This window comes from Bradyrhizobium sp. STM 3843 (assembly GCF_000239815.1).
Classification (GTDB): Bacteria; Pseudomonadota; Alphaproteobacteria; order Rhizobiales; family Xanthobacteraceae; genus Bradyrhizobium.
Map to the genome: position 1 here is coordinate 51,733 of NZ_CAFK01000085.1, position 23,857 is coordinate 75,589.

16 protein-coding genes are annotated in these 23,857 nt (G+C 64.8%); 4 read left to right on the forward strand and 12 right to left on the reverse strand.

What is annotated here, in order from left to right:
• Positions 1-213: 213 nt before the first annotated feature.
• Positions 214-1,092 carry a glutathione-dependent disulfide-bond oxidoreductase gene (yghU, locus tag BRAS3843_RS11725; RefSeq protein WP_008969099.1) on the reverse strand — a complete coding sequence of 293 codons (879 nt, stop codon included), beginning with the start codon at positions 1,090-1,092 and terminating at the stop codon, positions 214-216.
• 175 nt (positions 1,093-1,267) lie between these two features.
• Between yghU and BRAS3843_RS11730 the strand changes: the two genes are divergently transcribed.
• A complete protein-coding gene (locus BRAS3843_RS11730; RefSeq protein ID WP_008969100.1) occupies positions 1,268-2,779 on the forward strand; it encodes an acetyl-CoA acetyltransferase in 1,512 nt (503 codons plus the stop codon).
• A gap of 198 nt (positions 2,780-2,977) precedes the next feature.
• Here BRAS3843_RS11730 and BRAS3843_RS11735 read toward each other — a convergent pair whose 3' ends face one another.
• The 3 genes from BRAS3843_RS11735 to BRAS3843_RS11750 all read right to left on the reverse strand — a co-directional run bounded on the left by BRAS3843_RS11735 (position 2,978) and on the right by BRAS3843_RS11750 (position 7,020).
• Positions 2,978-4,129 (reverse strand): tetratricopeptide repeat protein, encoded by a 1,152-nt coding sequence (locus BRAS3843_RS11735; RefSeq protein ID WP_008969101.1) that lies wholly within the window; start codon positions 4,127-4,129, stop codon positions 2,978-2,980.
• A 33-nt stretch (positions 4,130-4,162) separates the two neighbouring features.
• Positions 4,163-5,158 carry an MBL fold metallo-hydrolase gene (locus tag BRAS3843_RS11740; protein ID WP_008969102.1) on the reverse strand — a complete coding sequence of 332 codons (996 nt, stop codon included), beginning with the start codon at positions 5,156-5,158 and terminating at the stop codon, positions 4,163-4,165.
• A gap of 713 nt (positions 5,159-5,871) precedes the next feature.
• Positions 5,872-7,020 (reverse strand): alpha/beta hydrolase, encoded by a 1,149-nt coding sequence (locus BRAS3843_RS11750; RefSeq protein WP_035981480.1) that lies wholly within the window; start codon positions 7,018-7,020, stop codon positions 5,872-5,874.
• A 290-nt stretch (positions 7,021-7,310) separates the two neighbouring features.
• Here BRAS3843_RS11750 and BRAS3843_RS11755 point away from each other — a divergent pair, with 290 nt between their 5' ends.
• Positions 7,311-7,889, forward strand: coding sequence for a TetR/AcrR family transcriptional regulator (locus BRAS3843_RS11755; RefSeq protein ID WP_008969104.1), 579 nt, complete (start codon positions 7,311-7,313; stop codon positions 7,887-7,889).
• Positions 7,890-8,109: 220 nt separating this feature from the next.
• Here BRAS3843_RS11755 and BRAS3843_RS11760 read toward each other — a convergent pair whose 3' ends face one another.
• The 8 genes from BRAS3843_RS11760 to ltnD form a co-directional block, all read right to left on the reverse strand.
• Positions 8,110-9,306: an efflux RND transporter periplasmic adaptor subunit gene (locus BRAS3843_RS11760; protein ID WP_008969105.1), complete on the reverse strand. Its 1,197-nt coding sequence runs from the start codon at positions 9,304-9,306 to the stop codon at positions 8,110-8,112.
• Positions 9,296-12,478 carry an efflux RND transporter permease subunit gene (locus BRAS3843_RS11765; RefSeq protein ID WP_008969106.1) on the reverse strand — a complete coding sequence of 1,061 codons (3,183 nt, stop codon included), beginning with the start codon at positions 12,476-12,478 and terminating at the stop codon, positions 9,296-9,298. The genes BRAS3843_RS11760 and BRAS3843_RS11765 overlap by 11 nt, the downstream gene beginning before the upstream one ends.
• 235 nt (positions 12,479-12,713) lie before the next feature.
• Positions 12,714-14,399: a methyl-accepting chemotaxis protein gene (locus BRAS3843_RS11770; RefSeq protein ID WP_008969107.1), complete on the reverse strand. Its 1,686-nt coding sequence runs from the start codon at positions 14,397-14,399 to the stop codon at positions 12,714-12,716.
• A gap of 294 nt (positions 14,400-14,693) precedes the next feature.
• The gene (locus BRAS3843_RS11775) at positions 14,694-16,385 is read right to left on the reverse strand and encodes a methyl-accepting chemotaxis protein (protein WP_008969108.1); all 1,692 of its coding nucleotides are present in this window, start codon (positions 16,383-16,385) and stop codon (positions 14,694-14,696) included.
• Positions 16,386-16,647: 262 nt separating this feature from the next.
• The gene (locus BRAS3843_RS11780; RefSeq protein WP_008969109.1) at positions 16,648-18,339 is read right to left on the reverse strand and encodes a methyl-accepting chemotaxis protein; all 1,692 of its coding nucleotides are present in this window, start codon (positions 18,337-18,339) and stop codon (positions 16,648-16,650) included.
• Between the two features lie 315 nt (positions 18,340-18,654).
• A complete protein-coding gene (otnK, locus tag BRAS3843_RS11785) occupies positions 18,655-19,929 on the reverse strand; it encodes a 3-oxo-tetronate kinase (protein ID WP_008969110.1) in 1,275 nt (424 codons plus the stop codon).
• Positions 19,926-20,708, reverse strand: coding sequence for a 2-oxo-tetronate isomerase (gene otnI, locus BRAS3843_RS11790; RefSeq protein ID WP_035981482.1), 783 nt, complete (start codon positions 20,706-20,708; stop codon positions 19,926-19,928). The genes otnK and otnI overlap by 4 nt, the downstream gene beginning before the upstream one ends.
• Positions 20,709-20,744: 36 nt before the next feature.
• Positions 20,745-21,656, reverse strand: a complete 912-nt coding sequence (gene ltnD / locus BRAS3843_RS11795) for an L-threonate dehydrogenase (RefSeq protein WP_035981483.1) — start codon at positions 21,654-21,656, stop codon at positions 20,745-20,747.
• 113 nt (positions 21,657-21,769) lie between these two features.
• On the opposite strand from ltnD, the gene BRAS3843_RS11800 reads away from it, so the two are divergent.
• Both BRAS3843_RS11800 and BRAS3843_RS11805 read left to right on the forward strand, forming a co-directional pair.
• Positions 21,770-22,432, forward strand: coding sequence for an aldolase (locus BRAS3843_RS11800; protein WP_008969113.1), 663 nt, complete (start codon positions 21,770-21,772; stop codon positions 22,430-22,432).
• 378 nt (positions 22,433-22,810) lie between these two features.
• Positions 22,811-23,848, forward strand: coding sequence for an ABC transporter ATP-binding protein (locus BRAS3843_RS11805; protein WP_008969114.1), 1,038 nt, complete (start codon positions 22,811-22,813; stop codon positions 23,846-23,848).
• Positions 23,849-23,857: the final 9 nt, after the last annotated feature.

Consider the following 23,857-nt stretch of genomic DNA (forward strand, 5'->3'; position numbering starts at 1 on the left):
TGCTCGCACTGATCGCGCAATCAGATCCAATTGCCGGAATTCAACAGGCCAGCTCAATACTCTCGCGGCGTGACTGGGTCCCGGCTCTGCGGCGCAGCACTTCGTGCTGCACCGCGTCCGGGACACGAGAGCAGCGCGCAGCGGCATCAGCGATGTCTCCGGGCCAAACACGGCGTGGCCAAGACGATCTCCTGAGCGGCTACACTGCGCCGACTACCCTCCCTCCCCGATCTTGTCCTGCGTCCTGGTCTCGAAGTCCGATGCATCGTGGCGTTCGTGCAGCTGGCTCTTGGGATCGCCGAAGACGCGGTTGACCATGCGGCCGCGCTTCACCGCGGGCCGCTGCGCGATCTGGTCGGTCCAGCGCTGCACGTTCTTGTAGTCGTCGACCGACAGGAATTCGCCGGCCCCATAAATCAGTCCCTTGGCAAGCGCGCCGTACCACGGCCACACCGCGATGTCGGCGATCGTATAGTCCGTGCCCGCGAGATATTCGCTCTCCGCCAGGCGCCGGTCGAGCACGTCGAGCTGGCGCTTCACCTCCATCGCGAACCGGTCGATCGCATATTCGATCTTGCTCGGCGCATAGGCGTAGAAATGCCCGAAGCCGCCGCCGAGATAGGGCGCGGCCCCCATCTGCCAGAATAGCCAGGACAAGCATTCGGCGCGCTGCGCCGGCGCGGTCGGCAGGAATGCATTGCCGAACTTCTCGGCGAGATAGACCAGGATCGACCCCGATTCGAACACGCGGATCGGCGCCTCGCCGCTGCGATCCATCAGCGCCGGAATCTTCGAGTTCGGATTGATCGCAACGAAGCCCGAGCCGAACTGGTCGCCCTCACTGATGCGGATCAGCCAGGCGTCGTACTCCGCACCGGAATGGCCGAGCGCGAGCAGCTCCTCCAGCATCACCGTCACCTTGACGCCGTTGGGCGTTGCCAGCGAGTAGAGCTGCAAAGGATGACGGCCGACCGGCAATTCCTTCTCATGCGTCGGACCCGCGATCGGGCGGTTGATGCTGGCGAATTGGCCGCCGCTCGGCTTGTTCCAGGTCCAGACCTTGGGTGGCGTATAGGCGGTTTCGTCAGACACGGCATCCTCCGAACATCACGGGCGCGAAGCCGGTTCTATGCGCTGGGCGGGCCAAGCGGAAGTCCAGCCTGCGCGTCTGCGTTGCGCATTTCTGCATTGCCTGCGCCGCGTTGCGATGACAGAACGATCCCACAGAACATAACGGCCCTCAATGGGCTGCACCCTCGGAAACGCCATGACTTCACTGCCCGCAGAACGCATACCCGTCATCGTCGGGGTCGGCGAGATCGTCGATCGGCCCAAGGATCTCATGGACGGGCTCGAGCCGCTGGCCTTGCTCGAACAGGCGGTGCGGCGCGCCGAGCTCGATTCCGGGGCGAAACTGCTGGGCGACATCGGCTCGCTCGACGTGGTCAATTTCCTGAGCTGGCGCTATCGCGACCCGGAGAAGCTGCTGGCGCAGCGGCTCGGCGCTCACCCAGCGCATTGTCACTACGGCCCGGTCGGCGGCGAGAGCCCGATCCGCTTCCTCCACGAGGCGGGCTTACGCATTGCGCGCGGCGAATGCGAGGTGGCGGTGGTCTGCGGCGCCGAGGCGCAATCGACGGCGACCAAGGCCGAGCGCGCCGGGCTTACCCTGCCCTGGACGCCGTTCGCACATGACGTCGAGGAGCCGAAGCGCGGCGCTGCGTTCCAGAAGCCACTCGCAGTCAAGCTCGGCGTGTTCCGCCCGGTGTCGGTCTACCCGTTCTACGAGGCCGCGACCTCGGCGGCCTGGGGCCAGACGCCGCGCCAGGCGCTGGAGGAATCCGGCGAGTTGTGGTCGCACTATTCGGCCGTGGCGGCGTACAGCCCGAATGCATGGCTGAAGCGGCATTTTTCGTCGGACGAAATCATCACGCCCTCGGCCGAGAACCGCCCGATCGCCTGGCCCTATACCAAGCTGATGGTCGCCAATCCCATGGTCAACATGGGCGCGGCGCTGATCCTCACCAGCCTGGCACGCGCGCGTGCGGCCGGCATTGCCGACGTGCGCATGATCTATCCGCTCGGCGGCGCCGCGGCCGAGGACCCGCGGGACTATCTCGCACGCGATCAGTTCACTGCAAGCCATCCGCAGAATGCCGTGCTGCAAGCGGCGATGGATCTGGTCGGCGGCAAGGGGCATGCGTTCGACGTCATCGAGCTCTACAGCTGCTTTCCCTGCGTGCCGAAGATGGCGCGGCGAACGCTCGGCCTGAGCGCCGATATCGAGCCGACCGTGACCGGTGGCCTGACCTTCTTCGGCGCGCCGCTCAACAGCTACATGACGCATGCGGCCTGCGCGATGGTGCGGCGGCTGCGCGGCGGCGGTGCCAGGCGCGGTCTGCTCTATGGCCAGGGCGGCTTCGTCACCAAGCATCATGCGCTGGTGCTGTCGCGTCAGGCGCCAGAGGCGCCGCTCTCGCAGGAGACGAGCGTGCAGGCGGCCGCCGATCGCAGCCGTGGCGACGTGCCGGAGTTCGTCACCGAGGCCTCAGGCCGAGGCCAGGTCGAGAGCTACACGGTGCTGTACGATCGCGATGGCGAGGTCGAGCATGGCGTGGTGATGCTGCGCACCGAAGCCAATGCGCGCACGCTGGCCCGCGTGCCCGCGCGCGACAGGATCACGCTCGCGGCTCTGCTGAACATGGATCGCACTCCGGTCGGCATGCGCGGCGAGATCATGATGGCGGAGGACGGCGTGCCGGAGTGGCAAGTGAGGTAGAGACAGCTTCGACTCTCGTCTGAGATGCACAGCGCCGATGACTGCGCCCTCTCCCTTGCGGGAGAGGGCTACGCCGACGTCAACGTCATACTCACTCGGGTGAGGGGTTTGCCTCGCCGGCGCAACCGCCTCTGCGGAGAGAAACCCCTCACCCGGCAGCCTTCGGCTGCCACCCTCTCCCACAAGGGGAGAGGGTATTCAACGCGTGCCGCTCGGGGGCGCCGGAGGGTTCGGCAGCGCGCCGGTGATATCATCGCGAAGCGCCGGCGGGACATTGCCGCTTTCGCTGGCGTGGTCGCGTTCGTGCTTGCGCTCGAGCGCCTCATCGCGGCGCCGCACCGCGCTCAGAAGCTGCGGGTTGAGCTTGAGCGCCTGATCCAGGTCGGCCAGCGCGCGGTCGTAGCTTCCCTTCGCAAGCCACACCGCCGCGCGATCACTATAGATCTCGGCATCGCTGAAGCTCATGCGCACGGCGTGGTCGAGATCGACCAGGGCTTCGTCGAACTCGCCCCGCTGCTGCCGGATCAGGCCGCGGTCGTGAAGCAGCCCCGGATTCTTGGGATCGAGCCGGATCGCCACATCGAGATCGGCGATTGCGCGGTCCAGGTCGCCTTTGCGGCTCCAGACACGGCCTCGATAGCGGTAGGCTTGCGCATTGTCGGGCCAGAGCCGGATGGCCGCGTCGAAATCAGCGATCGCGCGATCGAGATCGTCGCGGCGACTGAGGTCAACACCGTGATCGAGACTGGAGACTGCGGCTGTCTGTTCCTCGTCGCCGGGGCTCGTGATCTCCCCATGCGCCGCGGCAGCAGCTGGCGGGATCGGCGGAATGTCGCGATCATCGGGACCGGCGTCAAACGCCATCGGCGAGCCGGCCGGTCGAGCGGTCGCAACCGGCGCCGTGTCGGCACGGCTCTCAGGCGTAGCAGCAGGCTTGGGCGCAAGCGCGGGCTCGGGCGCGCGCGGCCGCATCCGCATCGCGATCGATCGGAGCGAGGCCGTCGACATCCAGCCGTGGATCTCCGGCAAGAACAAGAGCTCCACCCCGATCAGGATCACGCTCAGCACGGCCGTCATCGCCGTGAACTGGAAGATCGCATTCCATCGCTCGGACCTCGCGCGATCGCGCGCCTCAGCGAGAAGGGCGTCATATTCGGCGCGCAGATCGGGGTCGCGCAGCACCCGGTAGGCCGCGATGATCATCTTGACGTGCCGGTCGGCTGCAGCGTCAGGGCCGCCGCGCAGGTCCGGGTGATGCGCCTTCACCGCCTTGCGGAAGGCCTGCTTGATGATCTCGACATCGGCACATGGCGAGACGCCGAGAATCTCATAATGCGTCCTCACGGCCATGCGCGGCCCCCCGCTCCCAGGACCCGCGCGGGGTCAGGCGTGGAGCATATCGAGCGCATAGCTGCCGCCGTCACGGGTGAGCCGGCCGAAGCCGGGCCAGGGGAAATGGGTCCCACAGATCAGCATCTGCTCCGCCACCACGCGATCGAGCAGCTTGCGGCGGCTCGCTTCCGCGAGCACCCCGTCCTGATCGAACGCGCCGTGCCAGCCAGGATGCCGCGCGCACAGCGCCGGCAGATAGGCGGTATCGTTCGAGATCATCAGCTGCTCCGAACCGGAGGAGAGATGAAAGGCGGTGTGGCCCGGCGTATGACCGGGCACGCTGACGAAGCGGATGCCGGGAACGACCTCGTCTTCGCCGTCCACCGGCAGGACGTTCTTCCAGTTTGGGATCACGGTCTGGATGCGGCGGGCCAGTGGCTGTCGCCCCGGCGGCAGCCGGCCGGTCAAAGACGGATCGGTCCACCATTTGTATTCGGCCCCGGCGACGATGATCTCGGCATTGGGAAACACCGGCGCATTGGTGTCCTCGCCAAGCAGTCCGAAGATATGATCGGGATGGAAATGCGAGACCAGGATCGTGTCGATCTCGCCTGGCTGGATGCCGGCGGCCTTCAGATTGCCGAGCATGCGACCGGAGATGAAGATGGAGTCGGGATTGTAACCCTGCACCTGGCCGCCGCCGCCGGCATCGCACAGCACGGTCTTGCCCTTGAACCGGACGACATAGGTCGCGATCGGAATGGTGACGAAGGCGGACGGCAGGCCGGCGGCAGCGAGCGCCTGTTTGGTCTCGCTCACGCTCGCATTGCTGATGAAGCCGGCTTCATGCGGTTTCTCCCAGATGCCATCATAGAGTGCGATGACTTCGGCCTCGCCGATCCGGGCACGGAAAAAGCCGCGCTCCGGATCCTCGGTGCGGCGATGCGGCCGCGCCGCGACGACGGCGAGCTCTGCGTCGAGCCCGAATGCGGCCGCAGCGGTGGCCGCCGACAGCACCAGCGTCCGCCGGGACGGAGAATATGTCATGAGCGTATTCACCACGAATATTGGACCGTCAGTCGAATAGGCCTCGCTCGCGAGGTCTGTGTGAACGTAATGGGGAATATGGCGCCATGGCGGCCCTCGGCCGAACTTGCCTCCCGGCTGTGTGCACATACCGCGCAAATGCATGCGCAGGTTGATCGGTGCGATCTCACTGCACCTCTGCGGCGGCAAAGCCGCAGCCGCCTTCAAATCGACGGGATTTTCTGATTAGCGAAGCGGTTTGATGAATTGGTCGCCCACGAGCCCCGGACACCACGCGATGGTGTTTTCGAGGGACTACCATAGCGTGTGCAGAGGGCAGCGGCCGGTGGCCCTGTCTATTGGCGGGAGCCTGTTGAGCCCGAACGCCCGCGCCTCCGCTTTTTCCTTCAAGTGTGTGCAAGACATGCATCGCCCGGCCATCAAGCGCTTGATGGCCGGTCAATGCCGCTTCGATCCGAAGCCCTCTGAACAATTTTGACCTGAGGAGTGAATCAGCGAGTTCAGAGCGGCAGGGCTACGCCGTCCGCACCGAGCTCAGGAATTTGCTGACCTCCTGCTTCAGCCAGCCGCTGTCGCCAGAAAGCTTCTGGGCTGACCCAGAGCAGACTCGTTTCTTACAACACGTTGGGACGCGCCCGGAGCGCCAGGATGGGCGCGACGCATGTTGGCGGGTTGTGTGATTGGCAAGACAAAAAACGATCGCGTCACCCGGGCTAACGGCCGCCAAGTCCAAAATCGCCGGTGTGATCCGCCCCACCGACATCCTTGATGAAGGCGAGCAGGAGCGTGCCGAGCCGAACCGGCTGCTCCTGTTGGATCCAGTGACCGGCGCCGTCGATCAGCTCGATGCCAGCCATCCTCGTCGCAGCCTTCGTCCTCATAAGATCGACCGCGCCCGGCGCCGCATAGGTCCCCCAGTCGCTCTTCCCGCCGATGAAGAGCGAAGGGACATCGATCGTCTTGCCCGAAAACAGGCGCAACTCAGCGTTTAGGTCAGGATCGGAATAGACGCGATAAGCCTGCAGAGCGCCTTGAAATCCAGTGCGGCCATACTCCTCCGTGTACACTCCAAGTTCCGGCTCGGTGAGCCATTTGCAGGATCGGACCTCGGCGGCGGAAGGTTGGAATGGAGCGACGGTCTGGGGCATCGTCTTGCCGAGATCCATGACGTAATAGGTGGGCATTTGTGCAAGTTCGATGGCGGTTCGCGCCTTCAACGGATGCGGCTTATTTCCCGGCCAGTCGGCGCTCTTGACGTGGAAAAACGCGCGAAGAAACGCGTGTAGACCTTGAGGGGGATGCCACATGTCATCGTTCGCCTCCCGTGTGCTCAAATATTGTTGGTAGTACACTCTGGGCGGGTCGAGCGCCGCCAGCGCGGCCGCCAACTTTTGATTTTCAGTGTTCGGTTGAAGCGGCGATGCCTCGCTTTCCGCAATGTCGAACGGAAACGCCGGCGGACCGGGGAACGGTGCGCTCATCAGCACCACCGACGGAAAGACGTCAGGTCGAGCGAGCGCACAATAGGCCGCCACGGGCGAGCCGAAGTCGTGCCCGACGAGCATCGCCGTGCGCCGATACCCCAACGCCGAAACCAATCCGAGGGCGTCGCGCGTCATGTTCAGGAGGCTGAAGGGCTCCAGCGGGGTGTCATAGCCATTCACCCAACCGGTGGTGCGGCCAAAACCCCGCTGATCGGGCGCCACGACATGGTACCCGGCGTCAGCCAAAATTGGGATCAGTTGGCGCCAGCCATAAGCCAAATCCGGAAAGCCGTGCAGAAGCAGCGCGAGCGGCCGGCCGGGGCTTTCGTAACCGGCCTCGAGAATATGGACATCGAGGCCATTGACCCCATGGATCATGCGCGAGCGGACCCCCTTGGGAAGCGTGCCCTCGCGATACGTTGATGTGGTCAAATCAGTTCCTCCTGGGAGGTTTGCGCGGGCCGGTCGAAGTGAAGCCGCAGCCAAGCCGGCCGCGCCCATCGCCAAGATGGCTCGTCGAGACGCCGATGGCTCGAAACTCACTGGCTCAGTCATGACGAAACGCTGAGTCCGCCTGGGCAGAGGCACATCCCCCGCTGTTCTATAGTGATCACCATACTATGGCGATCGCCATAGAAAGGTCAAGCGAAAGGTGTTAGGTTCACGGCATGCCACGTAAGACTGACGCCCGCGCTCGCGCGATTGCCACGGCCGAACGGCTGTTTCGCATCCAAGGCTACACTGCGACCGGATTGACCCAGATCATTGAAGAAAGCGGTGCGCCTAAAGGGTCGTTCTATTTTCACTTTCCACGCGGCAAGGCACAGCTCGCAGAAGAAGCAATCGATCATTACGTTGCGAGTAGGATCGCGGTATTGCGGAGTATCTCCGCGAATACGACGGGCGATGCTCTGAATTTTGTTCATCAGCTCTTCCGCACGTTCGCCGCCGAAATGGTCACCTCTGATTTCCAGTACGGATGTCTCATGCAGAATCTGGCGAATGAGCTGCCCGCGCTGGACGCTGAGCTGACCAAACGGGTAGCGCGCGGATTTGTTGATTCGACCGAGATTATTGTGGAGCATTTTAGGGGGTGCGGCTTCGCTCCGGCGCGCGCATCCTCTACCGCAGCCGCATTGGTCGCCGCCCTCGAAGGCGCGCGAACGATTGCCCGCTTGGAGCGCACGCCTGCTGTATTTGAGGCGCTGGCGGATGTTAGCCGCCAAAGGTGCTCACCACTAGAATGACGGGGACGGTTCGCCGTCGCGATCAACTCATGTCGGCTCTTGGCTCACCCTGCGACCTCGGAGAATGTCCGCTCCTGGGCTGCTGTCGGGGGTTGACCGGACATCAATCGGCCGGCCGCCTAATGAGTACATGCCCTAGCTGACAGCGCAATCGTTGCGCTGGCGACAACGCAGCAGACGAGGCAACGCCGGAGCCTGGCTTCGACGTCAGCTTTTACTATCAGCCCTTGCCGTCCTGCGCGGCCGAGACCTTCTCGGGCTTGGCGTCCTTCTTGGGTCCGGCGATGTGGACCGGATCGCCATCGGCCAGACCATCAGGCGGCGCGACGATGACGCGGTCGTCCACCGTGAGCCCGGAGCCGAGCTCGATGTTGCGGCCGAGGTCGCGCGCGATCGTCACAGTCTTGAACTTCACTTTGTCGTCCGCGCCGACGGTGGCCACGCGCAGGCCGTTCTGATCGAACATCAGCGCGCTCGCGGGAATGTAGAGCGGCACGGTGTCGCGCTGCAGGTTCAGCTTCACGCTGGCATAGCCGCCGGGCATCAGCTCGCTCTTCGCGTTGTCGAGGCCGAGCTGCATCCGCGTGGTGCCTGAGGCGACGTCGACGGCCTGGGCCGAGGCTTCCACCGTCGCCTCGAAGCTCCGCGTCGGATATTCCGGCACGGATATCGTGGCCTTGGCGCCGATCTTCACCGCCGGCACGTAGTTCTGCGGCACGTTGACGTAGACGCGCAGCTTCTTGATATCCGAGATCACGAACATCGGCGTCGAGCCGCCACCGGCATTAATCAGCGCGCCGACGTCGGTATCGCGCGCCGTGACGACGCCACCGAAGGGAGCTGTGATCTTCTTGTAGCCAGCCAGCACCTCCAGCCGCTCCACATTGGCCTGACCCGACTTCACCGCCGCCTTCTTGTTGTCGAGGTCGGCGGTGCGCTCGTCGATCTCCTGCATCGACACGAAGTTCGAGGCCAGCAGGGTCTTGCGCCGGTTCAATGTCGCCTCCGACAGCACGGCTGAGGCCTGCGCGCTGGTCAGGTCGGCGCGCGCCTGCAACAGCTGCTGATCGAGGTCGGGCGCCTCGATCTCGGCGATCACTTGCCCCGCCTTGACCGGCGTGCCGATGTCGGCGCTCCAGCTCTTCAGATAGCCGCTGACGCGGGCGAAGATCGGCGCGCGATAATAGGCTTCCAGCCGGCCCGGCAGATCGATCGTGTTGTTCAGCACCTTCGCATCGGGGTTGGTCACCGCCACCGTCGGGACCGCCTGGTCGTCGGTCCATTCCTTCAGCTTGGCATCGCTGTCCTCGCGGGCGCGGATGCCGGTGACCACGGCAAACACCAGGCCGGCGCCCGCCACCAGCGCGAACAGGCCGAACTTCAAGCGCGAGACCGGCTTGTGCGTTTCAGTGGACATGCGCTGTCTCCAATGCGGCGGCGTCTTTGCCGGCCTGCTTCTTATGCACCAAACTGAACACGACGGGAACGAACATCAACGTCGCGAACGTCGCGAAAATCAAACCGCCGACCACGGCGCGGCCGAGCGGCGCATTCTGCTCGCCGCCCTCGCCCAGCGCCAGCGCCATCGGTGTCATGCCGATGATCATGGCGAGCGCCGTCATCAGCACCGGGCGGAAGCGGACGAAGCCAGCCTCGATCGCGGCGGCCACGGGATCGCCGAGCTCTTCGTAGCGCTCGCGGGCGAAGCTGATCACCAGCACGCTGTTCGCGGTGGCCACGCCCATGCACATGATGGCCCCGGTCAGCGCCGGCACCGACAGCGTGGTGTGGCTGACGAACAGCATCCAGACGATGCCGGCGAGCGCCGCCGGCAGCGCAGTGATGATCACGAACGGATCGGACCAGGACTGGAAGTTGACGACGATCAAGAGATAGATCAGCACGACCGCGCCGAGCAGGCCGAACAGGAGCCCTGAGAAGGCGCTGTTCATGGTCTGCACCTGGCCCAGCAGCACCACCGAGGAGCCCTTCGGCACCTCCTTGGCCGTGTCGGCGATCACGGCGCGCACGTCGTTGCTGACCGCGCCGAGGTCGCGGCCCTGCGTGGTGGCGTAGATCTGCACCATCGACTGGATGTCGTATTGCGAGACCACCGCGCTTGAGGTCGAGCGCTTGATGTCGGCGATGCCGCCCAGGATCGGCGCCGACGGCGAATTGGTCGCGGAGATCGGCAAGGTCTCTAGCTTGCTCAAGGAGTCGATCGCAAATTGCGGCGTCTGCATCACGATCGAATAGGACACGCCGTTGTCGGGATTGAGATAATAGGTCGGCGCGACCTGCGAGGAGCCGGCGAGGTTGACCACGAGGCTGTTGGTGACGTCGCGCTCGGTCAGGCCGACATATTGCGCGCGGGTGCGGTCGACATCGATGTTGAAGGTCGGGTTGCTCGGCGATTGCTGGATGCGCGCGTCCGCAATGCCCGGGATGTGTCTGATGCGGGCGAGCAGCTTGTTGGCATAGGCGAAGTTCGCCGCGACATTGGCACCGCGCACCTGCAGGTCGATCGGCGCCGGCGCACCGAAATTGAGGATCTGGCTGACGATGTCCGCGGGGAGGAATGCGAAGCTCATGCCGGGAAACTGCCGCGGCAGCTGCTCGCGCAGCGCCTGGACGTATTCTTCGGTCGGGCGATGCCCCTCCTTCAGCTTGATCTGGATGTCGCCGTCCTGGGCGCCGATCACGCCGGTGTTGTTATAGGTCATGTTGATGCCGGAGATCGGCATGCCGATGTTGTCGGCGAGCGTCTCGATCTCGGATGGCGGGACGATCCTGCGGATCGCCTTCTGCACGTCTGCGAACTGGTTGGCGCTCTCCTCGATGCGGGTGCCGACCTGGGTGCGCACATGCATCAGGATCGCGCCGGCATCGACCGACGGGAAGAAGTTGCGGCCGAGATAGGGCACCAGCAGGAACGACAGCCCGACGAAGCCGAGAAAGCCGAGCAGGAACACAGGCCGCGCCTGCATCGCCAGCGTGAGCAGCCCGCGATAGCCAGCGCGGATGCGCTCGAACCGCGCCTCGAAGCCACGCTGAAACAGTACGAGCGGATTGCGCGTCGGCGCCGGCCCATGCTCGCCATGGGCGACATGCGGCTTCAAGAGATATTTCGCCATGGTCGGCACCAAAGTGCGCGACAGGATGAACGACCACACCATCGCGAACATCACCGCTTCCGCCATCGGCACGAACAGGAAGCGGGCGACACCAGTCAGGAAGAACATCGGCACGAACACGATGCAGATGCAGAGCAGCGAGACGAAGGCCGGTGTCACGATCTGGTTGGCGCCGTCCATGATCGCGGGCTCGACTGCTTTGCCCTGCTCCAGATGCCAGTTGATGTTCTCGATCGTCACCGTGGCGTCGTCGACGAGGATACCGACCGCGAGCGCGAGCCCGCCGAGCGTCATGATGTTGAGCGTCTCGCCGATCGCAGCCAACATGATGATGGCGCCGAGCACCGACAGCGGGATCGAGACTGCGATGATGACGGTCGAGCGCCAGCTCCCGAGGAACAACAGGATCATCACGCTGGTCAGCAGCGCGGCGATCACGCCCTCGAAGGCAACGCCCGAGATGGCGGAGCGTACGAACACCGACTGGTCGCCGATGAAGCCGATCCGCAAGGCGTCGGGCAATTGATCGCGAACGTCGATCACCTTCTGCTTGATGCCGGAGATGATGTCGAGCGTCGAGGTGGCGCCGGCCTTCAGCACCATCATCAGCACCGAGCGGTTGCCGTTCACATGCACGATGTTGGTCTGCGGCGGGTTGCCGTCGCGGACGCTGGCGACGTCGCGGATATAAACCATGGCCCCATTCGCGGCCTTGATCGGCAGGTTGCCGAGATCCTCCAGCTTCAAAGGCGAGTTGTTGAGCTGGATGTTGTACTCGAACTCGCCGATCTTCTGGGTGCCGACCGGGGTGATCAGGTTTTGCGCGGCGAGCGCATTGGCGACGTCCTGGCCCGACAGGCCGCGGGCCTGCAGCGCGGTCGGATCGAGGTCGATCTGCACCTGGCGCTGCTTGCCGCCGAATGGATACGGAATCGCCGCACCGGGAACCGTGACCAGCGGCGTGCGCAGCTGGTTGATGCCGATATCGGCGAGGTTCTGCTCGGTCAGGCCTTCGCCGGACAGCGCCACCTGGATGATCGGCACAGTGGAGGCGCTGTAGTTTAAGATCAAAGGCGGCGTCGCGCCCGGCGGCATCTGCTTCAGCAGCGTCTGCGAGATCGCGGTGACCTGGGCGTTCGCGGTGCGGATATCGACGCCCGGCTGGAAGAAGATCTTGATGATGCCGAAGCCGTTATAGGAATTGGCGACGATATGCTCGATGTCGTTGACGGTCGTGGTCAGCGCGCGCTGGAATGGGGTGGTGATGCGGCCGGACATCTGGTCCGGCGGCAGGCCGGTGTACTGCCAGACCACGCCGATTACGGGAATGCGAATGTCCGGAAAGATGTCGGTCGGGGTGCGCAGCGCCGCCAGCGGCCCGACGATCAGGAGAAGGAGCGCGAGCACGACAAAGGTGTACGGCCGGCTCAGGGCGATGCGGACCAGTGCGATCATCGATCAAGCTTTTCCGGGCCACACCTGCGCGGACCCCATTTGGAAGCATTCGCATTGATCTAGCGCAACTGCAGCAAAATAGAAAAGAGGGCAGCGGAATGCTCCCCTCTCACTTCTGCATGACCGGCGCCCGCGAAGGCCTGCAATAAGCTCCGGCCTGCCTGCGCGAAGGGCAGCCATGCCGAAACGCCGTCACCGGAAGCCAGAAGCTCGCGGGGCGACCGCCGATGCGGCCTTAGGCGGCGCGCACCGAATGCAGGAATTTGTCCACTTCCAGCTTGAGACGGTTGCTCTCGTCGGACAGGGATTTGGCGGCGCTCAGCACCTGCACCGAGGCCGAGCCCGTTTCGGTGGCGCCGTGCTGGACGTCGGCGATGTTGGAGGAGACCTCCTGGGTGCCGATCGCCGCCTGCTGGACGCTGCGGGAAATCTCCTGGGTGGCCGCGCCCTGCTGCTCCACCGCGGCCGCAATCGCGGACGAGATTTCCGACAGCCGCTCGATGGTGATGCTGATCGCCTGGATGGCGCTGACCGATTCCTGCGTTGCGGCCTGGATGCTCGAAATCTGCTGGCCGATCTCGCCGGTCGCCTTCGCCGTCTGCTCCGCGAGCGCCTTGACCTCGGAGGCCACCACGGCGAAGCCGCGTCCGGCTTCGCCGGCACGCGCCGCCTCGATCGTGGCATTCAGCGCCAAGAGGTTGGTCTGGCCGGCGATGGTGTTGATCAACTCGACGACATCGCCGATGCGGGTCGCAGCCTTCGACAACTCGCCGACGCGATCGTTGGTGGCGCGGGCCTGATGAACTGCCTCGCCTGCCATCTTGGCGGATTCCTGCACGCGCCGGCCGATCTCCTGGATCGAGGACGCCATCTCCTCGCTGGCGGAGGCCACCGACTGGACATTGGTGGACGCCTCCTCGGAGGCCGACGCGACCACGCTCGCCAGCTCCTGCCCGCGGTCGGCGGTCGACGACAGCGTCGTGGCCGATGCTTCCAGTTCGGTCGAGGCCGAGGAAACGGTCTCGACGATCTCGCCGACCGCGCCTTCGAACGTGTCGGCCAGCCTGGTCATTTCAGTGCGGCGCTGCACAGCAGCGCGGTGCTCGGAGGCCTTCAGCTCCTCCTTGCTGAAGCGGACGATGGTCTGCACACTCTGCAGATTGCGCAGCACCTCGCCGATTTCGTCGTCGCGTTCGATCCTGACGCGAGTATCGAGCTTGCCCTGCACGATGTTGCCCATCGTCTCGTTGACATGCTGCAGTGGCGCACCGATCGCCTGGAGCAGTTGCACCACCAGCAAACCGGCGAAGGCGGCGCCGAACAGTGCCAGCGTCGGTACCACGGCGCCCGGCAGACCCAACAGAGCGCTGCCCGCGATCGCGAGCATCAGCGCCGTCTGCACGGCAAGCAGCGTCAGAAGACGCGCGTTGAGCGTTCGCGTGAACATCTCGAAAACATCGAAGATCGAGCGGCGACGGATCACGCCGGCCGCGATCTTGTAGTTGTGCGAACGCTTCTCGCGGATCGCCGCGTAGACCTGTTCGGCCTCGGCGCGCTGGTCGGCGGGCAGCTTGGTACGAACCGAAGTGTAGCCCGTCACCTGCCCGTTCTGCCGGATCGGCGAGGCCGTCGCCAGCACCCAATAGAAGTCGCCGTTCTTGCGCCGGTTCTTCACCGCGCCGACCCAGGGCTTGCCGGTCTTGAGCGTGCTCCAGAGATTTTCGAACGCCTCCGGCGGCATGTCCGGATGGCGGATGATGTTATGCGGCTGGCCCATCAGTTCCGCCGGCGCAAAGCCGGCGGCCGCGATGAAGTCGTCGTTGAAGAACGTGAGCTTTCCCTTGGTATCCGTCTGTGAGACGATGAGGGTCTCGTCCGTGACGGGATATTCGACGGTGGTGACGGGAAAATTTTTGCGCATTCTGAGGACCTCGAAGATAGTCACGGCCGGCAACAGCACAAATGCGTGCACCGCCAGGACCGCGAATCATGTGCCGTCTTTTGCGGCGGCGAGCGGCTAAGAATTGAACAGGCTGGCTAGTATCGCGTTAAATTGCCGCGCCGGGAAATCACGGATCGATCAGATGCCGCATGCTGACGCAGCCGCAACTACAACTCATGTTCAAATACAAATCTAAATGCAAAGGGAGCCGCGGCTGCCGCCGGGCTCCCTTGAAACCGTTGGATCGCGGTCCGTTGTCGGACTGACGCCGTTCTAAGCCGCGCGCACCGAGGTCAGGAATTTGCTGACCTCCTGGCGGAGACGGGTGCTGTCGCCGGACAGGGTCTGGGCGGCCGACAGCACCTGCGACGATGCTGATCCGGTCTCGGTCGCGCCGCGCTGCACGTCGGTGATGTTGGAGGAGACGTCCTGGGTGCCGCGGGCAGCCTGCTGCACGTTGCGCGAAATTTCCTGGGTGGCAGCGCCCTGCTCTTCGACGGCGGCGGCGATGGTCGAGGCGATCTCCGACAGCTTCTCGATCGTCGAGGAGATATCCCGGATCGCATTGACGGACTCATGCGTGGCCGCCTGGATGCCGGAGATCTGCTGTCCGATCTCGCCGGTCGCCTTCGCGGTCTGCTCGGCGAGCGCCTTCACTTCGGTGGCGACGACGGCGAAGCCGCGGCCGGCTTCGCCGGCACGCGCCGCTTCGATCGTGGCGTTTAGCGCCAACAGGTTGGTTTGGCCTGCGATGGTGTTGATGAGCTCGACGACATCGCCGATCCGCGTCGCCGCCCGCGACAGCTCGCTGACGCGATCGGTGGTGCTGCGCGCCTGGCCCACGGCCTCGCTCGCCATCCGCGCCGATTCCTGCACCTGGCGGCTGATCTCGTTGACCGAGGAGGCCATCTCCTCGGTCGCAGTCGCAACCGACTGGACATTGGCGGACGCCTCTTCGGAAGCCGCAGCCACGGTGGTGGCGAGCTGCTGCGAGCGATTGGCCGTCGAGGTCAACTTGCCGGCGGAAGCTTCGAGCTGCGTCGACGCGGCAGAGACGGTGCTGACGATCTCGCCGATCATCGCCTCGAATTCGCGCGTGATGCCGTCGACGCGCCGGCCGCGTTCGATCTTGGCTTCCGCGTCGCGCGCCGCCGCCTCGTCCGCGGCCTTCTTGGCAATCAACGCGTCCTTGAAGATCTGCAGCGCATCCGCCATCGCGCCCATTTCGGTCTTCTCGCCGCGATGCGGCACTTCGGCCGCAAGATCACCCTGGCCCAGCGCCTGCATCGGCGTCACGATCGACGCGATCCCCTTCGAGACGTCCTGCACCATATAGAGGCCGACCGCGATGCCTGCGACTGCCGCAATGCCGATGATCACGACCAGCAGCATGAAGGAAGACGAATAGGTGTCCGCAGCATCGGTGGAAGCCTTGTCCGCCCCCGTATTGTTGACGTCGATATCCTTCTTCAAGATCTCGTCGGCCTGCAGCCCGATCTTGTTGACCGTCTGCTGGTTCAGCTCATGCGCCTCGTGCGCGATCTTCCCGGCCTCCTTGCGCGACAGCGCCATGACCTGCTCGGTGCCTTTGAGGTAGTCGCCCCAGAGCCGGGCCCATTCGGTATACATGGACCGCTCCTCCGCCGTCGTGATCATCGGCTCGTAGCTCTGCCGGGATTTGGCGATCATCTCGTTGACGGTCGCGGCGGTCTTTTCCTGCGCGACCTTTTCGTCCAGCGTCTCGGCGAGCATGTGCTCGCGGATTACGTTGCGGTAGGTGATGGCATTGGCGCGCAGCTCGCCGAGCACGCGCACGCTCGGCAACCAATTGGTCGTGATGTCGACCGTATTGGCATTCATCGACCGCATGTTCTTCAGGGCGAGCAGGCCCACGCCGGTCATGACAACGAGCAGGAACGCCACGACCGTGATGATCTTGGCGCGGATCGACATGGAGGCGAGCATGGGGCAAATCTCTTCGGCTTGCGGCGTTGCAACGGCGCGCCGCAACTGTGCGGACGGCGCGCGGGACAGAATCTTCCGTCCCGATCAGACCGCACTGCACGCTTAACCCGAGTTAACTTGTCGCACCGTACAACTACGGAATACCCGCAGAGATTGTGTTTGATCGGTACAAACTCAGTGCCGCATAAAACTCGAGGGAGCTGTGGCGTCGAGCCAAGCTCCCTCGCGTGCGAGACAGAAATTTGGTGACAAATCCGCCGTGTTAGGCGGCGCGAACCGAACCCAAGAACTTGCCGACCTCGACCCGCAGCCGCTGGCTTTCGACCGACAAGGCTTGCGCGGCCGAGAACACCTGGCTCGACGCCGAGCCGGTCTCGGCGGCGCCACGCTCGACGTCGCTGATGTTGGACGACACCTGTTGCGTGCCCTGCGCGGCCTGCTGAACGTTGCGCGAGATTTCCTGGGTTGCCGCGCCCTGCTCCTCGACAGCAGCGGCGATCGTGGACGAGATCTCCGAGAGCTTCTCGATCGTGGACGAGATGTCCCGGATCGCGTTCACGGATTCCTGGGTCGCGGCCTGAATGCCGGAGATCTGCTGGCCGATCTCTCCGGTGGCCTTCGCGGTCTGCTCGGCCAACGCTTTCACCTCGGATGCCACGACGGCAAAGCCGCGGCCGGCATCGCCGGCGCGCGCCGCCTCGATGGTGGCGTTGAGCGCCAACAGATTGGTCTGGCCTGCGATGGTGTTGATCAGCTCGACGACATCGCCGATGCGGGTCGCCGCCTTCGACAGCTCGCTGACCCGGCCCGTGGTGGTCCGGGCCTGCCCGACCGCCTCGCCGGCCATGCGCGCGGACTCCTGCACCTGGCGGCTGATCTCGGTGACCGAGGACGCCATCTGTTCGGTGGCCGACGCCACCGACTGCACATTCGTCGTGGCCTCCTCCGACGCCGCGGAGACCGCGGTGGCCAGCTGCTTCGATCGCTCCGCAGTTGAAGTCAGCGTTCCGGCTGAGCTCTCGAGCTGGGAGGACGCCGACGACACCGTATTGACGATCTCGCTGATCATCGCTTCGAAGTTGCGGGTGATGTCGTCGACCCGGCGGCCACGCGCGATCTTGTCTTCGGCGTCACGCGCTGCGGCTGCGTCGGCGGCCTTCTTCGCGATCAGCGCTTCCTTGAACAGCTGCAAGGCATCGGCCATCGTGCCGATCTCGGTCTTCTCGCCGCGGTGGGGCACCTCCGCCGACAGATCGCCGTCGCTGAGCGACTGCATCGGGCTCACGATCGAGGCAATGCCGGCGGACACGTCCCGCACCAGGTAGACGCTGAGCGCGATGCCGACGATCAGGGTCATGACCAGGATGACCGCAACCCACGTCAGGGTCGACGTATAATTGTCAGCCGAATCCTTGTAGGCCTTGTCGGCGCCCTTGTTGTTCAGCTCGATGTCTCGCTTGAGGATGACATCGGCGTCGGTGAGCAGGCGGTTGACCTTCTTGCTGTTGAGCTCGCTCGCCTCGTGCGGGACCTGGCCGGACTCCTTGCGCGACAGCGCCAGCACCTCTTGCACGCCCTGCTTATAGTCCTCCCAGATCCGCGACCAGTCATTGAACAGCGCGCGCTCTTCCGGCGAGGTGATCAACGGCTGATAGGCCTGGATGGTCCGGGCGATCTCCTCGAAATTCGCGTTCAGCGCCTTCTCGACCTTGAGCTTGTCCTCCAGCTGCTCGGCCAGGAGATGAGCGCGCACAATATTGCGGTTCATGACCACGCCCTGCTGCAGCTCGCCAAGGACGCGCACGCTCGGCAGCCAGCTGGTCGCGATGTCGACCGTGGCCGCGTTGATCGCGCGCATATTGTTCACGGCAAACAGTCCAGTGCCGGTAACCGCAAGCAGCAGGAAGGCGACGACCGTGACGATCTTCGCGCGGATCGAATATTGGGCAAACATGGCGATATCTCTTCACTTTCAAGCTGGGTGCGCAGGCAGCAGCCGTCGGTGGCCGACACGTCCGACCCGACGGTTCAAGACGTTTCCGACCACAAGAATTGAAACGTGAATCAAGAATCGCCCCGTAGTCCTACGGAAAGCCAAAACAATTTAAATCGAATTAAGCGGACCGGAGGCCGTTAATCTTTCTCCGCCACGAGCGCCGTCTTTCCGGGGCGGCCCGTCAGGGCTCAACCCGGAATCTCCAGTTTCTCAGATCCGCGAGACCCGCGCTGACATTTCGCGTCGAAATCGGCCGCCCGCAGGCCCGAAGGGCTATCGCATCAGCCCGAGCGCATCCAAGAAGAAGTGCGGACCGCCGAAATTGCCGGACTTGAGTGCAAGCAGCATATCTGACGTCGTTCCGACGGTGCGCAGCACCGGCACGCCGGGCGCGATTTCGGGTCCGACCAGGAAGGCGGGGATCTTCAGGCGATCGACCACGGCGCCGGAGGTTTCACCGCCGGCGACGACGAGCCGCCGAACGCCGGTCTGCACGAGGCCCTCGGCGATATCGGCCATGGCCTGTTCGATCGCATGTCCCGCCGCGTCGCGACCATGGCGCGCCTGCACCGCCGTGACCTGGTCAGGCGCCGCGCTCGAGGCGATCAGCACCGGGCCATCACCGAGGCACTCGCCCGCCCAGGCGAGCGCGCGGTGCACTTCGTCCTTGCCGGCGACAAGTTGCTCGGGATCGAGGCGAAGCACCGGCATGATCTTTTCGGCATGCGCGATCTGCCCAAGCGTCGCCTGGGAGCAGCTGCCGGCCAGGCACGCGGCCGGTCCGCCGACCGGCGCGCCCGCTGCGGCATCGGCGGTCCCTGTCTTCGCACCACCGGATTCGACCAGCGCCCGCGCCAGCCCCAGCCCAATGCCGGAGGCGCCCACCGACGCGCGATGGGTCAACGCCACGGTGCCGACCGTGGTGAGATCGGCATCGAACACCGCATCGATGATGGCGGCGCCGACGCCCTGGCCGGCGAGCTCGTTCAGGCGGTCGCGCACCGCCTCCGGCCCGCGCACCACCGTGGGGAGATCAACCAGCCCGATCTTGGTGCGACTCTGACGCGACAGCACCCGTACCAGATTGGCGTCGTGCATCGGGTTGAGCGGATGGTCCTTCAACGGACTCTCGTTCAGCGGCACATGGCCGACGAACAGATGGCCCTGATAGACGGTGCGCCCGGTTTCAGGGAAAGCCGGCGTCACCAGCACGATTGTCTCGCCGCAATCCGCCCGCAGCGCATCCATCACCGGACCGATATTGCCGGCGTCGGTGGAATCGAAGGTGGAGCAGATCTTGAACAGCACGTGATCGGCGCCGCGGCCTCGCAGCCACCGCTCGGCCTCGCGCGAGCGGGCCACGGCGAGCTGCGCCTCGATCGAGCGGCTCTTGAGCGAGACCACGACGGCATCGACCTCGGGCAGCGCAAGATTGTCGGCGGGCACGCCGATGGTCTGCACGGTGCGAAGCCCTGCACGCGTCAGCGTGTTGGCGAGGTCGGAGGCGCCGGTATAGTCGTCGGCGATGCAGCCGAGTTTGATGGTCACGGCCTCACTCCTTTATACGGCGCGAACCAGCCGAGGCCCTCCTCCGTCCGCCCGCGCGGATTGTATTCGCAGCCGACAAAGCCGGCATAGCCGAGCCGGTCGAGCTCAGCGAATAGGAACGGATAGTTGAGCTCCTCATCATCGGGCTCATGGCGCGAGGGAATGCTGGCGATCTGGATGTGGCCGATGATGTCCATCATCTCGCGCAGCCGCATCGTCACGTCGCCGTGGATGATCTGGCAATGATAGATGTCGAACTGCAGCTTCAGGTTCGGGATCTTCAGCTCGCGGATCAGGTCGCGCGCAAAGGTGAAGTCGTTGAGGAAATAGCCGGGCACGTTGCGGGGATTGATCGGCTCGATCACCACGTCGAGCCCGTGGGGCGCGAAGAACTCGGCGGCCCAGGCCACCGATTTATAGAAGGCTTCGACCGCCTTGGCATCGCTGCGGCTGGCGATCCCGGCCATCAGGTGCACGCGCTTGACGCCGGTCGCCTGCGCGTAGGGCAACGCGGTCTCCAGGCTCGCCTTGAGGTCGTCGAAGCGGTCCGGCAGCGCCGCAAAGCCCTTCTCGCCGGCGTCCCAATCGCCCGGCGGCAGGTTGAACAGCGCTTGCGTCAGGCCGTTGTCGCGCAGCCGCTTGCCGACGTCGTCGGCGGGATAGGCATAGGGAAACAGGAACTCCACCGCGGTGAAGCCGGCCTTCGCGGCCGCCGCGAAGCGGTCGAGGAACGGATGTTCCGTGAACATCATGGTGAGGTTGGCGGCGAAACGGGGCATGGCGTGAACTCGAGCTGACTGCTTACTTGGCACTCGTTACTTGGCACCCGGCAGCTTGGTGCCGGTGACCTGCGCATAGATCCGCGCCACCGAGGCATCATCGTCGCGGCCCATGCCGGCGGCCGCCGTCATCAGGAACATCTGCAAGGCCGCAGCCGAGACCGGCACCGGGAAGCGCGCCGAGCGCGCCATGTCCTGGATGATGCCGAGATCCTTGACGAATATCTCGACCGCGCTGCGCGGCGCATAGTCGCCGTCGAGCACATGCGGCATGCGGTTCTCGAACATCCAGGAATTTCCGGCGGAAGCCGTGATCACCTCATAGACTTTCCTGATGTCGAGCCCCTGCTTGGCGGCAAATGCGATGGCCTCGCAGGCCGCGGCGATATGGACGCCCGCCAGGAGCTGGTTGATCATCTTGAACGCTGCGCCCTGACCTGCCGCATCGCCGAGCTCATAGAGTTTTGCGGCCATCGCATCCAATGCCGGCCGCGCCTTGGCGAAGGCGGCCGCGCTGCCGGAGGCGAGAATGGTCAGCTCGCCCTGGGCGGCGCGCTGCGCGCCGCCGGAGATCGGCGCGTCGAGATAGTGCCGCCCCGTGGCCTCGAGCTGCTGGGCGAGCCGGCGCGCGACCTCGGGGTCCATGGTTGCGGAGGAGATGAACACCGCATCCTTCGGCAGCGTCTCCGCCACGCCTTTCGGACGAAACAGGATCGCCTCGGTCTGCGCGGCATTGACGACGACGCTGACCACGATCTCGGCGCCTTCCGCCGCTTCGGCCGGCGTCTTGGCCCCCTTGCCGCCTTCGGCCACGAAGCGCGCGACCGCATCCGCCGACACGTCGCAACCGGTCACATCGAAGCCTTTGCGCCGCAGCGAGGTGGCCATGCCAAAGCCCATCGAGCCGAGCCCGATCACGGCGACTTTCGTTTGAGATGGCGATGACATACGGCAAATCCTTACGGCGTTTCCTGATCACGTCCGGTTGCCCCGGCTCACCTTTCGGTATCACGGCTTGGCCGCGCTGCCAAAGCGTGAGACAAAGGGTATGAGGGAGACGCATGGGCGATACCGAGATACGCGAGGCCATCTGCCGCTTCGGCCGCTCGCTGTTCGAGCGCGGGCTGACGCCGGGCTCGTCCGGCAATATCAGCGTCCGGCTCGACGATGGCGGCTGGCTGGTGACGCCGACCAATGCCTCGCTCGGCTTTCTCGATCCGGCCCGGCTGTCGCGGCTCGATGCCGACGGCAAGCTCGTATCCGGCGATGCGCCGACCAAGGAAGTGCCACTGCACAGCGCGCTTTATCAGACCCGGGATGCGGCGCGCGCGGTGGTGCATCTGCATTCGACCCATTCGGTCGCACTCACGATGCTGCCCGAGATCGATCCGTGTGCGGCACTGCCGCCGATGACACCTTATTATCTGATGCGCTGCGGTCAGACCGCGCTCCTGCCCTATTACCGGCCGGGCGATCCCGCGGTGGCCGATGCGATCAAGGGCCTGGCCGGGCAATATGCCTCGGTGCTGCTCGCCAATCACGGGCCGGTCGTCTCCGGCGACACGCTGGAAGCCGCCGTGTTCGCGATGGAGGAGCTAGAGGAGACCGCAAAACTCTATCTGCTGCTGCGCGGGCTCAACCCGCGCCACCTGTCGCCGCAGCAGGTGGCGGACCTGGTCAAGACCTTCGGCCTGACGCTGCCGGCCCCGCATGCCCATGAGTGAGCCGCGCTGGAGCTTGGCGCGCTGCGGCGCGAAACAGCCAAGTGATGCCGACGCAGGCGATGCAGCGCCCGATGCCCCGTCCTGCATGCAGGTCAGCAAAGGTTTGCCTCAAATGAGGAAACTTGCCTAGAATTGAGGCGGCGCCAATTTGGCTCGGAGCTGACGACCGGCACGGATGCCGGGTTTGCGCAGCTGCAGCCTCATGTGCTGCCCCGGACCTTATTGGCGGACACGACCGATCTGAGTGCATGCGGGGCACGCCGGCACCTCCACCGCGGCAGCTGGCATATCCGTTGCAGATATTTGCCGGTTGGAGCGCGGCGGGCAAGGAATCGCCGGCCGCGCCTCCAGCCTCACCATCACAGGGGCGGAATACGGATGGCGGCAGGCGCAAGCTTGGAACTGGTCAAGGTGACGAAAATGTACGGCCACGTCACCGCCGTCGATACGATCGACCTGAGGATACCCGCGGGCTCCTATTGCTGCCTGCTCGGACCCTCCGGCTGCGGCAAGACCTCGACCTTGCGGATGATCGCCGGCCACGAATCGGTGTCCGCCGGCGATATCATCGTCGGCGCGAAGAACGTCACCGATCTGCCCCCGGCTGGGCGCGGCACCGCGATGATGTTCCAATCCTATGCACTGTTTCCGCATCTATCGGTGATCGACAATGTCGCCTTCGCCCTGAAGATGAAAGGCGTCGCGAAGGCCGAGCGCCATGCCGAGGCGCGCAAGTTGCTCGAGCTCGTCGACATGCAGGCCTATGAGGCGCGGCTGCCGGCCCAGCTCTCCGGCGGCCAGCAGCAGCGCGTCGCGCTGGCACGGGCGCTGATCACCTCGCCGCAGGTGCTGCTGCTGGACGAACCGCTGTCGGCGTTGGACCCTTTCCTACGCTTGCGCATGCGCGCCGAGCTGAAGCGACTGCAGCGCGAGTTGGGGCTGACCTTCATCCACGTCACCCACGGCCAGGACGAGGCGATGGCGCTGTCCGACCTCGTGGTGCTGATGAATGGCGGCCGGATCGAGCAGCAGGGCAGCCCGCGCGAGATCTTCAACCATCCGCGCACCGAATTCGCCGCGAAGTTCATCGGCGGGCACAACGTAATTGCGCTCGGCGATACCAGCTATGCGGTGCGGGTCGACCGTATTCTCCTGAGAAAGCCGGGACAGCCGATCGACGGGCCGCAGGTCGCGGGCACGATCAGCAAGATCGAATATCAGGGCACGTATGTGCTCGTCGCCATCGTCACCGATGGCGGTCGCGAGATCTCCGCCCAGCTCACCGACGATCAGTTCGACGGCACGACTTACAGCATCGGCGAACAGGTGATCGCGACGTGGAATCCTGCACTCGCCGATCCGCTGACGCCGCCGCGCCATCTCGCCATCGCCACATCACCTGAACTTGTCGCTTGATATCCATGG

Bases quoted from the DNA above. Each gene is read 5' to 3' on its own strand.
- BRAS3843_RS11735 (WP_008969101.1), bottom strand. From the start codon at position 4,129: ATGGCCGTGAGGACGCATTATGAGATTCTCGGCGTCTCGCCATGTGCC.
- BRAS3843_RS11730 (WP_008969100.1), top strand. From the start codon at position 1,268: ATGACTTCACTGCCCGCAGAACGCATACCCGTCATCGTCGGGGTCGGC.
- ltnD (WP_035981483.1), bottom strand. From the start codon at position 21,656: ATGTCATCGCCATCTCAAACGAAAGTCGCCGTGATCGGGCTCGGCTCG.
- BRAS3843_RS11765 (WP_008969106.1), bottom strand. From the start codon at position 12,478: ATGATCGCACTGGTCCGCATCGCCCTGAGCCGGCCGTACACCTTTGTC.
- BRAS3843_RS11755 (WP_008969104.1), top strand. From the start codon at position 7,311: ATGCCACGTAAGACTGACGCCCGCGCTCGCGCGATTGCCACGGCCGAA.
- BRAS3843_RS11780 (WP_008969109.1), bottom strand. From the start codon at position 18,339: ATGTTTGCCCAATATTCGATCCGCGCGAAGATCGTCACGGTCGTCGCC.
- BRAS3843_RS11805 (WP_008969114.1), top strand. From the start codon at position 22,811: ATGGCGGCAGGCGCAAGCTTGGAACTGGTCAAGGTGACGAAAATGTAC.
- otnI (WP_035981482.1), bottom strand. From the start codon at position 20,708: ATGCCCCGTTTCGCCGCCAACCTCACCATGATGTTCACGGAACATCCG.
- BRAS3843_RS11740 (WP_008969102.1), bottom strand. From the start codon at position 5,158: ATGACATATTCTCCGTCCCGGCGGACGCTGGTGCTGTCGGCGGCCACC.
- BRAS3843_RS11750 (WP_035981480.1), bottom strand. From the start codon at position 7,020: ATGATCCATGGGGTCAATGGCCTCGATGTCCATATTCTCGAGGCCGGT.
- BRAS3843_RS11770 (WP_008969107.1), bottom strand. From the start codon at position 14,399: ATGCGCAAAAATTTTCCCGTCACCACCGTCGAATATCCCGTCACGGAC.
- BRAS3843_RS11800 (WP_008969113.1), top strand. From the start codon at position 21,770: ATGGGCGATACCGAGATACGCGAGGCCATCTGCCGCTTCGGCCGCTCG.
- BRAS3843_RS11760 (WP_008969105.1), bottom strand. From the start codon at position 9,306: ATGTCCACTGAAACGCACAAGCCGGTCTCGCGCTTGAAGTTCGGCCTG.
- BRAS3843_RS11775 (WP_008969108.1), bottom strand. From the start codon at position 16,385: ATGCTCGCCTCCATGTCGATCCGCGCCAAGATCATCACGGTCGTGGCG.